11 protein-coding genes and 1 other annotated feature are annotated in these 15,281 nt (G+C 39.0%); of the genes, 10 read left to right on the top strand and 1 reads right to left on the bottom strand.

The genetic code is table 11. From position 1 onward, the window contains the following. Nucleotides 1-3: 3 nt before the first annotated feature. Nucleotides 4-1,575 (bottom strand): spore germination protein, encoded by a 1,572-nt coding sequence (locus SLH51_RS00615; RefSeq protein WP_335958312.1) that lies wholly within the window; start codon nucleotides 1,573-1,575, stop codon nucleotides 4-6. Nucleotides 1,576-1,841: 266 nt separating this feature from the next. Between SLH51_RS00615 and SLH51_RS00610 the strand changes: the two genes are divergently transcribed. From SLH51_RS00610 to SLH51_RS00565, 10 genes are all read left to right on the top strand, one after another. Continuing rightward, nucleotides 1,842-2,933, top strand: coding sequence for an acyltransferase family protein (locus SLH51_RS00610; protein ID WP_335958309.1), 1,092 nt, complete (start codon nucleotides 1,842-1,844; stop codon nucleotides 2,931-2,933). Between the two features lie 253 nt (nucleotides 2,934-3,186). Continuing rightward, nucleotides 3,187-3,393 (top strand) — a binding site (T-box leader). 47 nt (nucleotides 3,394-3,440) lie between these two features. After that, entirely contained in the window at nucleotides 3,441-5,129 is a 1,689-nt protein-coding gene (argS, locus tag SLH51_RS00605; RefSeq protein WP_335958307.1) for an arginine--tRNA ligase, read from the top strand. Between the two features lie 599 nt (nucleotides 5,130-5,728). Next, the gene (locus SLH51_RS00600; RefSeq protein WP_332695205.1) at nucleotides 5,729-5,836 is read left to right on the top strand and encodes a putative holin-like toxin; all 108 of its coding nucleotides are present in this window, start codon (nucleotides 5,729-5,731) and stop codon (nucleotides 5,834-5,836) included. Nucleotides 5,837-6,645: 809 nt separating this feature from the next. Continuing rightward, nucleotides 6,646-6,867: a hypothetical protein gene (locus SLH51_RS00595; RefSeq protein WP_335958305.1), complete on the top strand. Its 222-nt coding sequence runs from the start codon at nucleotides 6,646-6,648 to the stop codon at nucleotides 6,865-6,867. Nucleotides 6,868-6,967: 100 nt separating this feature from the next. Further along, the gene (locus tag SLH51_RS00590; RefSeq protein ID WP_335958304.1) at nucleotides 6,968-7,510 is read left to right on the top strand and encodes a hypothetical protein; all 543 of its coding nucleotides are present in this window, start codon (nucleotides 6,968-6,970) and stop codon (nucleotides 7,508-7,510) included. A 275-nt stretch (nucleotides 7,511-7,785) separates the two neighbouring features. Beyond that, on the top strand, nucleotides 7,786-9,996 hold the full coding sequence (locus SLH51_RS00585; protein ID WP_335958303.1) for a transglycosylase domain-containing protein: 2,211 nt from the start codon (nucleotides 7,786-7,788) through the stop codon (nucleotides 9,994-9,996). Nucleotides 9,997-10,265: 269 nt separating this feature from the next. Then, nucleotides 10,266-12,302, top strand: coding sequence for a catalase (locus SLH51_RS00580; RefSeq protein WP_335958301.1), 2,037 nt, complete (start codon nucleotides 10,266-10,268; stop codon nucleotides 12,300-12,302). A 747-nt stretch (nucleotides 12,303-13,049) separates the two neighbouring features. Then, nucleotides 13,050-13,433, top strand: a complete 384-nt coding sequence (locus SLH51_RS00575) for a VOC family protein (protein WP_335958300.1) — start codon at nucleotides 13,050-13,052, stop codon at nucleotides 13,431-13,433. A 196-nt stretch (nucleotides 13,434-13,629) separates the two neighbouring features. Further along, complete coding sequence (locus tag SLH51_RS00570) at nucleotides 13,630-14,001, top strand: iron chaperone (RefSeq protein WP_335958298.1); 372 nt, start codon at nucleotides 13,630-13,632, stop codon at nucleotides 13,999-14,001. A 492-nt stretch (nucleotides 14,002-14,493) separates the two neighbouring features. Beyond that, a complete protein-coding gene (locus SLH51_RS00565; RefSeq protein ID WP_335958297.1) occupies nucleotides 14,494-15,147 on the top strand; it encodes an SOS response-associated peptidase in 654 nt (217 codons plus the stop codon). The last annotated feature ends 134 nt before the right edge of the window (nucleotides 15,148-15,281 follow it).

Here is a 15,281-nt window from a genome sequence, read left to right as displayed (position 1 = left end):
TCATTAGTTTTTAAAAGTATTAGCCTTTTTCTTTTTTTCTAATAGAGAAAACGGAAACCGAAGAATGGCATCTTTATTGCCAGCTAAATAAAATGGGGCAAATGGTGATAAATAATGAAGTCCAAATGACCGTAAGCTGCATAAGTGTGCCATCATAATAAAATACCCTAAAGCCACCCCAAAAAGACCTGAAATAGACGCCACAATCATAAATGAAAAACGTAGAATTCGAGTCGTATTCGCCAAAGTATATGAAGGGATTGTAAAATTTGAAATGGCAGTCAAAGCAACGATGATTGTCATAGCAGGAGAAACCAAACCTGCCGATACTGCTGCATCACCAATAACGAGAGCTCCAGCGATTGATATTGTCGGACCAATCGCCCGAGGGATACGAACACCTGCTTCTCTTAAAATTTCAAATGTAATTTCTAATAACATGGCCTCAATTAAAGCTGGATAAGGAACCCCTTCACGTTGGGCCATAAGACTAATCAAGAAATGAGTCGGGATAATTTCTTGATGATATGTAATTAATGCAATATATATAGGCGAACTAAATAATGAAAAATGAAAAGTGATGTATCTCAAAATTCTTATTAAACTACTTATGCTATAGCGAGATGTGTAATCCTCCGTTGATTTAAGGAAGTCAGGAAATACATTAGGAACAACGAGAGCAAATGGTGTTCCCTCCACAAAAATGGCTATTCTTCCGTCCGTTAAGGTTCTAGATAACCGATCTGGCCTTTCCGTGCTAAGCACAGTAGGAAATAAAGTGATTCTTTTTTCCTCAATCAACTCTTCAATATGGTTGGATTCTAAAATAGCCTCAGCATTGATGTTATTTAAGCGTTCTCTTACTTCATCTAGAACCTTATCATTTACAATGCCATCTATATACATGATGGCTATATCCGTATTTGAGAGATCACCCATTTTTCTTCTTTCTACTCTTAGTTTTCTTGTTTTCAGACGTCGACGCATCATTGCTGTGTTCTCACTAACCGATTCGATAAATCCCTCTTTAGAGCCTTTCACTACTGTTTCTGAAGTAGGTTCAGTGATGGCTCTATAATTACTGCCTAATGTACTAACAATTAACCCATGATTCATACCTTGAAATAACAAAATCGTATTTCCATCCAAAAGAGAGGCGAGAACGTTCCGATAATCTTTAACGACACTTACGCTTCCAACAGTTGATACCAATTCTCTTGTGAGATTAAAGGTATTTTCAATATAAGATTTCTCATTTTCTTCGATTTCCAATAGTTCAGCTGACTCTAAGGATAAAGAATGGGCATGAGTAATGAGTTCATTAACCAAATCTTCGTTTGCTAACCCTTCTATATATAGGGCTACTACATGAATTGACCTTGGATGACCCAATATAAACTTCCGACTAACAAAATCAGATGAGTGGCCAAATTCCTGCATAATACTATCCAAATTCTCTTGTAAATTCTCTTGTAATGGCTCCTCATTCAAATGTGAATCAGTTGGGGTCTGAACATGATCGTTTTGTTTATCATTAAGTAGCTTTTTATAAAGCTTCTTTCTATAAATATTCAAACGTATCCCCTCCCAACTTTCCTGTTATTTTGTTCTAATTTTGCTAAGACTATTCAGGGAAGTAGGGGGAAGCATGGGGAGAACCGTCCCCCCGCTTCCTCCACCGCTTCCTCTTTAAATTATAAAAAATCCTAAAAGATTGTTTAAACAGCTTGTTCTGAAGCGACTAAATAGGTACTATGAATCAAATTACATCTAACATGATTAATCAGGGAAGGTTTGGACCAATCTTTTCATAAATGGTTAAATGAGAGGGGGAGGTCTAATTGGGAGATAAATCAATCATAAAGGAAGCGTATTGGCTTAGATCAATTTCTTGCTTAGCAGTTGTTTTGACACATGCTGTTAACACGACATTAACCAATTACGATCATTCGATTTCTCAATTTGATGAATATGTCTTAATTTTTATAAGGTTTATGGCGTTTTTTGGAACCCCAGCTTTTGTCTTTCTTTCTGAAATGCTGCTTGCTCATGCCTATCCAAATGGAGTTCCTGAAGACTTTTTTCGGAAACGTATTAAATATTTATTAGTACCATTTGCTTTTATGGCCGTGGTATTTGCAGCAATTGAAAGTAAGTCCCAATATGAATTTCTTCAGCAAGTTGTCTTGAATTTATTTTTAGGAGGGTACACTGGCTACTTTATCTTAATTATCTTTCAATTCTACTTGCTACACGTACTCTTTCATAAATACTTAAAACAGTGGTCTCCTGCTAGAGTTTTAAGCATAGCTTTTATCATAAATGCAAGCTATCTAATCTTCTTTAATTTTACAGAACCAGTTCAAACATCTGTGGGAGAGTATGTTTGGCAAAGAGGGTATTGGCTGTTTTGTGTTGGGTGGCTTTTTTACTTTGTTTTAGGCTATTATTGTGGGAAAAATTATGAGGCTTTTAAGAAAAAGCTTCAAGAGCATAAAATGGTGTTAACGATAACTCCTGTACTTGCACTCTTTTTGATTGTTTTCTTGGTAAGAAGCGACATATTACCAGAGGTTTCATCGAAAAGAGTAGACTACATTTTTTATACGGTGAGTGTTATATTGTTGATCATTACCTGGACTTCCAAACTAAAGAGGACACCAAAGACGATCCTGCTAATAAGTAAATATTCTTTTACGATTTACTTAATTCATAAAGTATTTCTTTATTATTTACCAACCATTGCTTTTCTTAGTCCACTAGGCTATTTTTTATTTGCTGCTGTTTTTTGTACGATTGGATCAATTGTAGTATCAAAAATGTTTTCCTATATTCCATTTAGTAAGTATTTGATAGGAAATCTCCTGACGATCCCAAAAGAAAAGCCGAGGAAGCCGAGGAAGCACAGGGACGGTTCTCGTGCTTTCTCTTGAGGAAAAGAGAGCCACTATGCATGTAGAAGTACAGTCCAAACATGGTTTTCCTAAAATTATAGGCGGTACAACTGTCACGTTCATAGTAGTTTTGATAGAGGGTAGAAAGGTGTTAACAGAACTTCTCTTTATTTTTCTGGAAGCGCAAGAACCATCCCACTGCTTCTCGGGGTTCAGCGAGCCACCCACTGGCGCGGTATAAAGGGAGAGGAAGCACGAGAACCGTCCCACCGCTTCCTGATATGAAAAATATGAAAATTCTGTGATGAAGAGAGTAGTTATGACAATGTCTAAAGCGAGTTAGGGATGGTGGAAGCCTAATAGTCATATCATAATGAAGCGCACTTCTGAGAAGCAACCTGAAAACAGTAGGGTTTAGCCGGTTAAAACCGTTACAAGTATAGTAAGAAGGTTCATGATGAACAAAAAGAGTGGTACCGCGGGTAATCTCGTCTCTAGTAGGAGGCGGGATTTTTTTATTTTATAAAGCAAAGGAAGGTGTTTTAGTTGAAATTAAAAAGGCTTTATGCCGAAGAAATTGCATTGCATGTAACTTCACTCTCTCAAAGTGAAGTGGAACAGTTAATTGAGAAGCCTAAGTTTGAAGAACAAGGTGACTTGGCTTTTCCTTGTTTCTCTCTTGCTAAAATCTTAAAGAAGTCTCCACAGGCGATCGCATTGGAATTAGCGAATAAAATCCAACATCCCCTTTTCGAAACAGTTGTCGCAAATGGGCCTTACGTAAACAGCTTTCTAAACAAGCAAACTGTTAGTAAAGAAATTCTAGAAACAATTTTAATGGAAGACAAAAATTATGGTTTTGTTCAGATGGGGGAAGGTAAAAACATTGTAATTGATTTTTCCTCTCCTAACATTGCTAAACCTTTCTCAATGGGACATTTACGTTCAACAGTAATCGGCAATGCTATTTCAACTATTGCCCAGAAGTGTGGTTACACTGTTAAAAAAATTAATCATCTAGGAGATTGGGGAACTCAATTCGGAAAACTAATCGTCGCGTATAAAAAATGGGGTAACGCGAGTAATGTAAAAGAAAATCCAATTGAAGAGTTATTGGCACTTTATGTGAAATTTCATACTGAAGCAGAGTCAAATCCTTCTCTAGAAGACGAAGCTAGATCATGGTTTTTAAAATTAGAAGAAGGTAATGAAGAGGCTCTAGCTCTTTGGAAATGGTTTAGAGATGAATCACTTAAAGAGTTCTTTAAAATATATGAATTACTGGATGTTACCTTTGACTCGTACCAAGGGGAGGCTTTTTATAATGACAAGATGGACCGTACAATTGAGCAGCTAACAATTTTACAACTCCTTACTGAATCCGAAGGGGCAGAAGTCGTTGATTTAACGGAGGAAAACCTACCACCATGTTTGATCAAGAAATCGGACGGAGCGACGTTGTATGCCACTCGAGATTTGACTGCTGCTGTTTACAGATATGAAAATTACAACTTCGAGCAAGCGATTTATGTAGTCGGTCATGAGCAAAGCTTACACTTTAAACAAGTCTTTCTTGTCTTAGAAAAGATGGGTTATTCATGGGCTAAAGGGTTGAAGCATATTCCATTTGGCTTCATTCTGAAAGATGGCAAAAAGATGTCTACTCGAAAGGGAAAAGTGGTGCTTTTAGAAGAGGTGATTACAGAAGCGATCGCTTTAGCAAAACTAAGCATTGCGACTAAAAATCCTGATCTAGAAAACAAAGAGGAAGTAGCTAAAATGGTTGGTGTGGGCGCAATTATCTTTCATGACTTAAAAAATGAACGACAAAATAATGTCGAGTTTTCACTCAATGACATGTTGAGATTCGAGGGAACGACAGGACCTTATGTACAATACACTCATGCAAGGGCTTGTTCGATTTTAGAAAAAGCAAAGTATAACGAAAAAAGTTTGAATGTTGATGGACTAACAGACAGTCATAGCTGGTTTGTTCTAAAACGACTCATGGAGTTTCCTGTTGTTATTGAAAAGAGCTTTTCTCAGCATGAACCTTCGCAAATTGCAAAATATCTTATAGATGTATCTCAGGAGTTCAACAAATATTATGCCCATGTCAAAGTTCTCACTGATGATCACCTTTTAGAGAGTAGACTTGCATTAGTAAAGGCAGTTACGATTGTTTTAAAAGAAGGACTGAGATTACTGGGAATAAAAGCACCAGATAAAATGTAACGGGGGAAGCACAGGGAAGCACAGGGAAGCAGGGAAGCACAGGGACGGTTCTCGTGCTTCCTAAACGAACGCGGGGGACTGTAGGGACAGGTTCGTTGACCCAATTGGGAACGTAAGACCTGCTGAGCAGAGGGATAGATTGCTATTCTGATGCTCGGTGGGTTTTTTTGTTTTTTTGATGGCGTGAAAAGGAGGTGGAATGTGGAAGAGGAATCAACAAACTCTTAAATAATCGTTCGGTCTTTTATCTTAAAAGCTACGAAGGGACAGTAGGGACAGGTTCACTGTCCCATTCTTGAGGAAAGAGGAATGGCTTGATTAGGAGGAGCAGAAGCCGAATCTGCAACATGGGAAAGAGGAATGGCTACATTGAGAGGAAAAGAAGCTTTATTTTATTCTGTCCCACTTAACCAGCTCTGCTGCTAGAGAAAGTTGGCTTTGGGTCTGGTGTCACTAGTAATCATACGTAGGAGTACTTTTCTACTAGTTTCGATTAAGGGAAAATTAAAAGTAGAAATAGGAACGTGTGTTCGTTATAATAAAATGGTAACTACCTAAGCATGGTGGCGGCTGAACTCCCTTGAAAGGGGGTGAGGCAGATGACGGCATATGAAGCAATTAGTCTACTTGCGCAATTTAGTCTAGTATTAATTGCAATGCTAACACTAATCATAACCATTGTCGTCTATCTACACAAAAAGAAATAGCCACCCTGCCGGCAAGTAAGGTGAGCTATTTCAAAGTGAATCTTATTTGGACAGCCGCACTAAAAGCGGCATGTAGTTACATCGACTGAGTGTTCGCACCGCTCAGTCTTTTTTATTCTGAGAAAATAATAATTTTATTATACATGATTTTAAAAGACTATGCATTTATTTTTAAATGGAAGGAATGTGTAGATAAGGGTAAAGAATACGAACAAATGTTAATGAGAGAAAAATTAATGGAATACGAAAGAGATAAAAGCCCACAGAAAAATTGGAATAAACGTCAAGAAGAAATACGAGCAGAATTCAAAAATCAAACGAATCACACCAAATTAGTAGTTTCAAAAAAGAAATTGGAATGAGCAATTAAAATTAACGGGGGCGTTCTGGCAATAGCAGCAGGAGAGCTTTTTAACTAACAAAGCGGGTTTTCAGAATAACCCACCTCATATAGACATACCTATCTCAAATAAAGGTAAAATCTATTTAAGAGGTAGTTTGAAATGAGGAAGTCAAGAGTGATTGGAAGCGTGGGGACGGTTCTCGTGCTTCCTCTAAGAACAGTAGAGTTGCTACATACAGTAGATGATAGCTGGATCGAACGGGGTATATAGAATTAAGGAAGCTTATCAGTTCTCATGCATCCCTATGAAGCACAAGAACCGTCCCTGTGCATCCATGTAGGATATCTTACCAACCGCAAGTTTAAACGAAAAGAATCTTAAGGTTTAAAGGTATAGCGAATGGGTATTACCTAGGTAAGTGATCAAGGAGAAAATCAAAGATAAAAGAAAGGATGACTGAAACTTATGTATAAGTTATTATTTACTTCAAAAAAGCGCAAAGGCATTCAGGCTCACGTGTTTGACAAAAAAGAAGAGGTCGTTCATCTGTTATATTTGGACCCACGATCGTTAGAACCAAAGGAAGAGATTCAGCCAAGTTTGACAAACTATTTAGCAAATATGAAAAAAATGATTAAAGAGGGAAAGTATATGCAGCAGTTAGATGGTTTGAAGAAAGCTTTATAGAAAGTAAAACCTTTTTTTTGAATAGAGGTTCACACGATTTTAGTATAAAAAGATTTATCTACTATACTCCCAAATTACCCTAGTGGAAAGGGTGTTATTAATGAAGACATTAATGATTGTAGTAGTCATCGGATTGCTCCTTCAAGCAGTGAGTGAGCAAAAAACGATTGTACAAGCCGATGATGTAAAACAAGCGCAAGAACAAGAAGATAGGAACCAAACTGGCGATAAGCCAGACACTTTTGAGAAAGAAAGTGTGAAAATGGTGCTAACTGAATACGAACGAGCTTTTCTAGCTGTTGTCCATGATACAAACGATACGCTTAAGCTAAACAATTATACAACAAAACAAGAACTAGTAGAATATTTCCAACAATTGATGTCAGTAGAATTAGCGACTTCGTTAGTCGATGCGTACTTTACTGAAAAAAAAGGTGGATTGTTTGTCGTAGCTACTGAGCCACCTACCTTTCTAGAAGAGGGCCAACCATTTACGGTTACTACGAACGGGGATGGATCAGCAACTGTTACGCAGGAACATAACAATGACTTTATGGGACATGTCCAAGTTGAATTTACTCTAGCAAAACAAGAAGATCGCTGGATGATCATAGATGTACAACATAATTATTTTGACGACTAAACCTTGGAAAGCACATAGGAGGTAGTAACTCTCAATAAGTGAAAACAAAAAGGAGGGTAATGAAAATGCTACGCACGATTTTAACGGTCATTGGAGCAATTGTCGTTATCGGAATTATTATTAGTATTCTTTAATGTATCTATAAAAGGCTTAGGTCTCTTACCTAAGCCTTTTTATTATCATCGTATAGTATTTACTCGTTAGTTGTTTTGTTTCTGTGAAATAGGGAAGATAGACCGTAACTTATCTCTAACTTTATAGAGGGAGGATAACTTATGGAGAAAGAATCTGTAACAAACAAGAAGACCCCAAATAAACGTTTTATCGTAAGAGTATTTATCGTTTTCTTACTATTTTTCTTTATAACTGGGTTAGTCAGTAGCTATCAATTGCTTGGCTTGGTTCAAAGCGTGCCTAAGATTGATGACGATGCCTTTAGTTATTCGAACTCATCGACATTATATGATCACAATGATCAGCCAATAGATACTTTAAGCAATGGTGAAGATCGTAAGTCTACGAAAATTGGGCATGTTCCGCAACATGTACAAGATGCATTCATCGCAATCGAAGATGTTCGTTTTTATGAGCATTCAGGTCTCGATCTTAAAAGGATTGTCGGAGCAGTTATATCCAATATAAAGGGTGGATTTGGTTCTGAAGGGGCGAGTACGATCACTCAACAAGTCGTGAAAAATTCCCTTTTAACTTCAGAGAAGACAATGGAGAGAAAAGTTCAAGAGGCCTATCTTGCTCTTAAAGTAGAGAAAGAATATAGCAAAGATAAAATTTTTGAACTCTATTTAAATAAAATTTATTTTGGTAACGGTGCTTACGGTATTGTGATTGCAGCTGATACGTATTTCGGCAAAGAGATCGGTGAATTAACAATTGAAGAAGCAGCTTTATTGGCTGGGCTTCCTCAACGTCCTTCAGATTATGATCCTTATCAAAATCCTGATTCGGCAGAAGAACGTCGGAATACAGTGCTATTTGCCATGAACGATCATGGGTTTATAACAGATCAAGAGTATCAGAAGGCTAAAGATGTTTCGGTAGAAGACATGATACAAGAAAAAAGAAATCATGATAAGATGTCAGATGCATTTCTGGACCAAGTGTATCAAGAACTTGAGAGCATTGAAGAGATAGATGCTTCCATGATTTACAACAGCGGACTTAAAATCTATACGACCTATGATAAACAAGCGCAAGAACATGTAGAAAACGTGTTGAATTCAGATGAATTTGTCTCGTACCCAGACCAACGCTTTCAAGCAGGAGTAGCACTTATTGATAATCAAACAGGTGAAATTAAAGCAATTGGCGGCGGTCGAAATCAAGAGTCCGGAAAGAGCAGATCCAATTATGCAACAAACATTCAACGCTCACCAGGCTCAACGATTAAGCCTATCCTCAGTTATGGTCCCGCAATTGAACATTTAAAATGGTCAACCTACCAACAAATTGAGGATGAAGAAATGACCTATACCGGGTCTGATCAAGTGATACATAATTATAATAATCAGTACCACGGAATCGTATCAATGCGTGAAGCATTAAAAAATTCATGGAATACACCTGCTGTCAAAACATTTAAAGAAGTAGGAAGAGAACATGCCGGTACGTTTGCAACGAATCTAGGGTTATCAATCGAAGAACCCCTTTATGAGTCATACGCCCTCGGGTCCTTAAAAGAAGGAATTTCACCGTTAGAACTTGCCGGTGCTTACGCGGCATTTGGAAATGAAGGAGTCTATCATGAGCCTCATGCGGTCAGAAAAGTCGTCCTTCCTGATGGGAAAGAGATCAATATGCAGCCTGAACCCGTTGTGGCAATGAGTGATTACACATCTTATATGGTAACTGATTTGCTACAAACCGTTGTCGAAGAGGGAACGGGCCGTCTTGCTAATATCGAAGGAGTGGCAGTAGCAGGAAAAACAGGCACAACAAACTTTAATGACAAAACAAAACAAAAGTACAACATCTCAGATGGCGTACCTGATGTCTGGTTTGCTGGTTACACATCAACGTATACGGCTGCTGTATGGACAGGGTACCCACAAGTAAATGATCAAAACTATATAAAAACAAAAGAGGACAAGCAAATTGCCAGGCATATATTCAGAGAAGTGATGACTAAAATGGTAGATGAACCTACTCATGATTTCAAAAAACCAGACTCCGTCAAAGAAATCACCATTGATACAAGAACAGGGAAAAGAGCAACGACCTCTTCTCAAGAGGACCATATCGTAACGGAATTATTCGTATCAGGAACAACGATTGATAGTGCCTATAGTCTTGTGGAAGAAGAGCTGGAGAAGAAACGAGCCAAAGATGTAGAACAAAAGTCAAAGAAGCGAAGAGAGGAAGATCGCTCTAGCTCTATGGAAGAGCGGTCAGAAGCGGAAGCGGAAGAGGAAGCAGAGCCGGCGGAAGCAAAGCCGAAGGATAAAGAAGGAAAAGTCGAGGAAGCGTAGGTCGGTGGGACTCGGGGACAGGAACCACGTCCCAGCAGCGAAGTAGGTGCTGATCCCAACCCTGTTGTGCAAAGATAAAACTTAATGCTACTAAAGTCAACACTTTCTTCAATAAGAATAAAAATAGAAAACACGTCGTAAGAAGAGGGACAATGAACCTGTCCCTACTGTCCCTAGAATTAGGTTTGCTCTTATACTCTGAAGGGAATGACCAAAATAGGTATCAGATTTTACATATTATTTATTCCAAAAAGAGAGGAAGAGTGTGAATGAAAAGCAATGGTAGTAACAGCAAAAAGGATCAATTGGAAAAGTTCACAACCGACGATCGAGGAAAAAAGTTAACTACGAATCAAGGTGTAAAAGTATCTGAGGATGAATTTTCATTAAAGGCTGGTGAACGTGGACCAACGTTAATGGAAGATTTTCATTTTCGTGAAAAAATGACCCATTTTGATCATGAACGTATTCCTGAGCGGATTGTGCATGCTCGTGGTTTTGCTGCTCATGGGGAGTTTGAGGTGTACGAGTCCATGAAAAAGTATACAAAAGCAGGTTTTCTACAAGATCCTTCTAAGAAAACGCCCGTTTTTGTTCGTTTTTCAACAGTTGCTGGTTCACGCGGGTCTGGAGAGTTGGCTAGGGATGCTCGTGGATTCTCTACGAAATTTTACACAGAAGAGGGGAACTATGATCTAGTCGGCAATAATATTCCGGTATTTTTCATTCAAGATGCGATTAAATTCCCTGATTTGGTTCATGCAGTAAAGCCAGAACCACATAACGAAATGCCACAAGCAGCATCTGCACATGATACGTTTTGGGATTTTATCGCGAATAATCAGGAATCCGCCCATATGGTCATGTGGAAGATGTCTGATCGGGCGATACCGAGGAGCTTTCGGATGATGGAAGGATTTGGAGTTCATACCTTTCGTTTTATTAATGAGGAAGGGAAGGCTCATTTTGTTAAATTCCATTGGAAGCCTGTACTTGGAACTCATTCGGTTGTGTGGGACGAGGCACAAAAAATTAATGGGAAAGACCCAGATTTCCACCGTCGAGACCTATGGGAAGCCATTGAAAATGGAGACTATCCTGAGTATGAGTTAGGCGTACAAATCCTTTCGGAAGAAGAGGAGTTTCATTTTGATTTTGACATCCTTGATCCTACAAAGCTTTGGCCGGAAGAAGATATACCCGTACAAATGATCGGAAAAATGACATTAAATCGAAATGTTGATAATGTATTTGCAGAAACGGAACAGGTTGCCTTTCATCCAGGCCATGTAGTGCCAGGCATCGACTTTTCCAATGACCCGTTACTACAAGGCCGGTTGTTTTCTTACACAGATACACAATTAATTCGTCTTGGAGGACCTAATTTTCACGAGTTGCCAATTAATCGTCCTGTTTGTCCATTCCATAATAACCAGCGTGATGGATACGGTCGTCAAACAATTAACAAAGGACCGATTAGCTATCATAAAAACTCTCTTGGCAACAATACACCTGAAACAACGAGTGAGGCAGAAGGTGGATTTAAACATTATCAAGAGAAAGTCGAAGGACATAAAGTGCGCGCAAGAAGTGAAAGTTTTAAAGACCATTTTTCTCAAGCAACCTTATTCTGGAACAGTATGAGTAAAGCAGAAAAAGCGCATATAATTAATGCATTCAGTTTTGAACTCGGGAAAGTAAAGAGTGCTTCTGTACAGCAACAAGTGGTTGATATGTTCGGAAATGTAAGTATGGAGTTGGCTACAAGTTTTGCCGATGCGATTGGAGCGAATCCTCCACAAGGCGAAGATAGTGGGGTTACTAAATCGTCTCCTGCTTTAAGTCAGGAAAATACAGTAAAGAAGCCTACTACTCGCAAGGTCGCAGTGATCATTGGCAGTGATTTTAATGGAACAGAAGTCAAACCAGTGTTAGATGAGTTAAAAGCAGTAGGGATTCAGCCTAAGATTTTAAGTGAGAAATTAGGGGTGGTAAAGAGCACTGATGGAATAGAATTGGAAGTTGATCATACGTTTCTAACAGCAGACTCTGTGTTGTTTGATGCTGTTTATATTGTTAGTGGCAGTAAGGAAAACAAAACGTTTCATAAGCAAGCTACCTACTTTACCCGAGAAGCATTTTCTCATTACAAACCAATAGGTGCTACCGAAGAAGGAAAGTCGCTACTTGTAGACAAGATGGATAGCAGTCCAGGGGTTGTTTGCGGTGGTGAGAAAAAGGAATTTACTAAGAAGCTTATCCAGGCAATTGCGGCCCATCGACACTGGGATCGCGAAGTAGTTTAAGAGAGGAGGAAGCGGAGGAGGAAGCATGGGAAGGAAGCATGGGGACGGTTCTCGTGCTTCCTCTTTTCTATGAAGCACAAGAACCGTCCCATTGCTTCCAATAAAGAAATTTGTCGTATCATGTATTTCCCGTGAAATAATAGCGAAGATTCTTCCTTCTCAAGCAAGTAACAGAAGACTTGAGAAGTGCAGTACATCACTGCTCTGGAAATGATTTTAAAATCATGGAAGCTGTCGAATCATTTTAGTCTGTAAGTAAATCGCTTATAGCGCTATACGATATGGCGTCCGGTTTCAGCGATACAGTATCTAAAAGCTATGGTATCACTAAACAGAGGTATCGGTACCGATAAAGCTGTTAATTTACGAAGAGAGGGGCTGTACGTGGCTTTTTTCTAGCGTATCGCTAGGCGATATGGCTAAGGGAGAAAAAGTGTGATGGTTCTCCCGCTTCCTCTAGAGGAAAAGAGAATCACTACGCATGTAGGAGTACAGTCCAAACATGGTTTTCCTAATTTATAGACGGTAGTAACTGTCACGTTCATAGTAGTTTTGATAGAGGATAAAGAGGTGTTAACAGAACTTCTCTTTATTTTTCTGGAAGCACAAGAACCGTCCCGCTGCTTCCCCTCTGGTTTTATGGTATTTTTATAATATATATTCTTTAACTAATGGTGGGTTGTGTTACTTGTAGCAGATTGTTACCAGAGCACCATACATGGCCAATATCAAAGGAGGCAAAACAGTATGAAAATCGTAGTTACAAGTATATTCGTAGAAGATCAGGACAAGGCACTGAAGTTTTATTCAGAGACCCTAGGCTTTGTTAAAAAGCATGACGTTCCCGCTGGAAAGTTTAGGTGGATAACGCTTGTTTCTCCCGAGGATCAAGACGGTACTGAGCTTTTGCTCGAACCAAACAACCATCCAGCCGCGAGAGAGTATCAAAAGAAGATAATTGCCGAGGGCATCCCGGCAACAATGTTTGGCGTAGAAGATATTCACAAAGAGTACAAACGATTAATAGAAAAAGGTGTGAAGTTTACGATGGAGCCGACAGAAATGGGCGAAGTCACTATCGCTGTCTTTGACGATACATGCGGCAATCTTATTCAGATAGTGCAGAAGTAACGTAATGACCCAATGTACACTTGCAGCATTAAAGTGTTTAGTCAAGGAATGGAAATGCAAAAAGAAGAGAGTTTTTATAACAATAATCTAGACAATTACTGAACGTGTCTAAGAGGTTCTGTGAGGAGCTGCTTACGCTGATTGGATTTAAGGAACTTTTCTGAACGACATAATTTTTATTTTAGGAGGGAACGACATGGAAGTTTTTGCAGAATATTTAGCAGGTATCGATAACCCTGACCATCGTGACCGAACAGAGGAAGTTTTGACATGGATTGCTACTAAATTTCCAAATTTAGAACCGCACATCAAGTGGAATACCCCTATGTTTTCCGACCACGGCACATATATCATCGGCTTTTCCACAGCGAAGCATCATATGAGTGTTTCACCCGAAGAAGTAGGCATGACGCAATTTGCCGATGACATTGCACAAGCTGGCTACAGTGCTACCAAAGGTTTGTTTCGAATTCCGTGGAATAAGCCGGTAAATTATGAATTGCTTGAGAAAATGATTACATTCAATATTCAGGATAAAGCAGAATATACAACCTTTTGGCGGAAGTGAAGGGGAAGCACGGGGACGGTTCTGAGAACCGTCCCCGTGCTTCCCAGTGCTTCCGTACAAACAAAAAGGTGGATAACCTCCTGTTTATACAGAGGGTTATCCACCTTTTATGAGTTATACACAGCTGGGCGATAAGATTATTCGTATCAATATGTAGATATCCACATCTAATTCATGTTCGACAGAAGGGAAATGGGACGAGGAACCTGTCCCCCGTCCCGTCCAGAACCATCCCGCTGCTTTCATGCTTGACATTGTAAGCGTTTTCAGTTATAGTAGACTTAGGTCGGGTAGCAACAGTGGCTACCGTGGTATTAAGCGAAGGCGGGGCTGATACTAGGGAAAGGCTTTCTTTTCTGTTTCATTAAACGCTACATATCATCTACAAGTAATTGAAAAGTAAATAGAAGGAAAGAACCTACATTCTCATTTTGCAGAGGAGTAGGTTCTTTTTCGATTTGTTCGGCTATACTTGCTGTTGAGGTGATAACCATGTGCGGAAGATTTACGTTAGCTGCACCTAAAGAACAAATTGAAGAACAGTTATTAGTAGAATTGTTCGATTATAAACCAAGATTTAATATAGCACCGAGTCAGCCTGTTCTAAGCATTATTTCAGATGGAGAAAAAAGAAAAGCTGGTTATTTACGTTGGGGTCTTGTTCCTGTCTGGGCAAAAGATCCGAAAATTGGTTATAAAATGATCAATGCTCGTGGTGAAACAGTAGATGAAAAGCCTGCTTTTAAACGATTACTTGGGCGCAGGCGTTGTTTGATCGTTGCGGATGGGTTTTATGAGTGGATTGATGAGAAGAAGAAGCCTTATAGAATTACTGTAAATGATGGAATATTTACATTTGCAGGTCTGTGGGACAGATGGAAATCGGGTGATGATGAAATTGTATCTTGTACGATTATTACGACAGAGCCAAACAAGTTAATGAGTGATATTCATGATAGGATGCCAGTTATTTTAGGTGAAGAAAGTAGGAAAGTTTGGCTGGATCCGGGTGTGGAGGATAAGTACATAGTGAAAGATCTTCTCAAGCCTTATCCGGTTGAAGAGATGAGGGCTTATGAGGTTTCGACTATGGTGAATAGTCCAAGAAATGAGACGGAGGAGTGTATAAGGTCGATAGTGGAGTGAGCATGGAGCAAGTTGGTTGGAACGAACGTTTAAACTACGGCTCTGGCCATTGCTTTCTACTCTTCCTATTTTAATTATAGCATATAAAAAATGGTCATTATAGACTGTTTATTCTCATTTACTACTGCTAAAAT

Origin of the sequence: Halalkalibacter kiskunsagensis, assembly GCF_037027555.1 — a bacterium.
Lineage (GTDB): Bacteria > Bacillota > Bacilli > Bacillales > Bacillaceae_D > Halalkalibacter > Halalkalibacter kiskunsagensis.
This window is presented reverse-complemented; position numbering and strand designations above follow the sequence as displayed.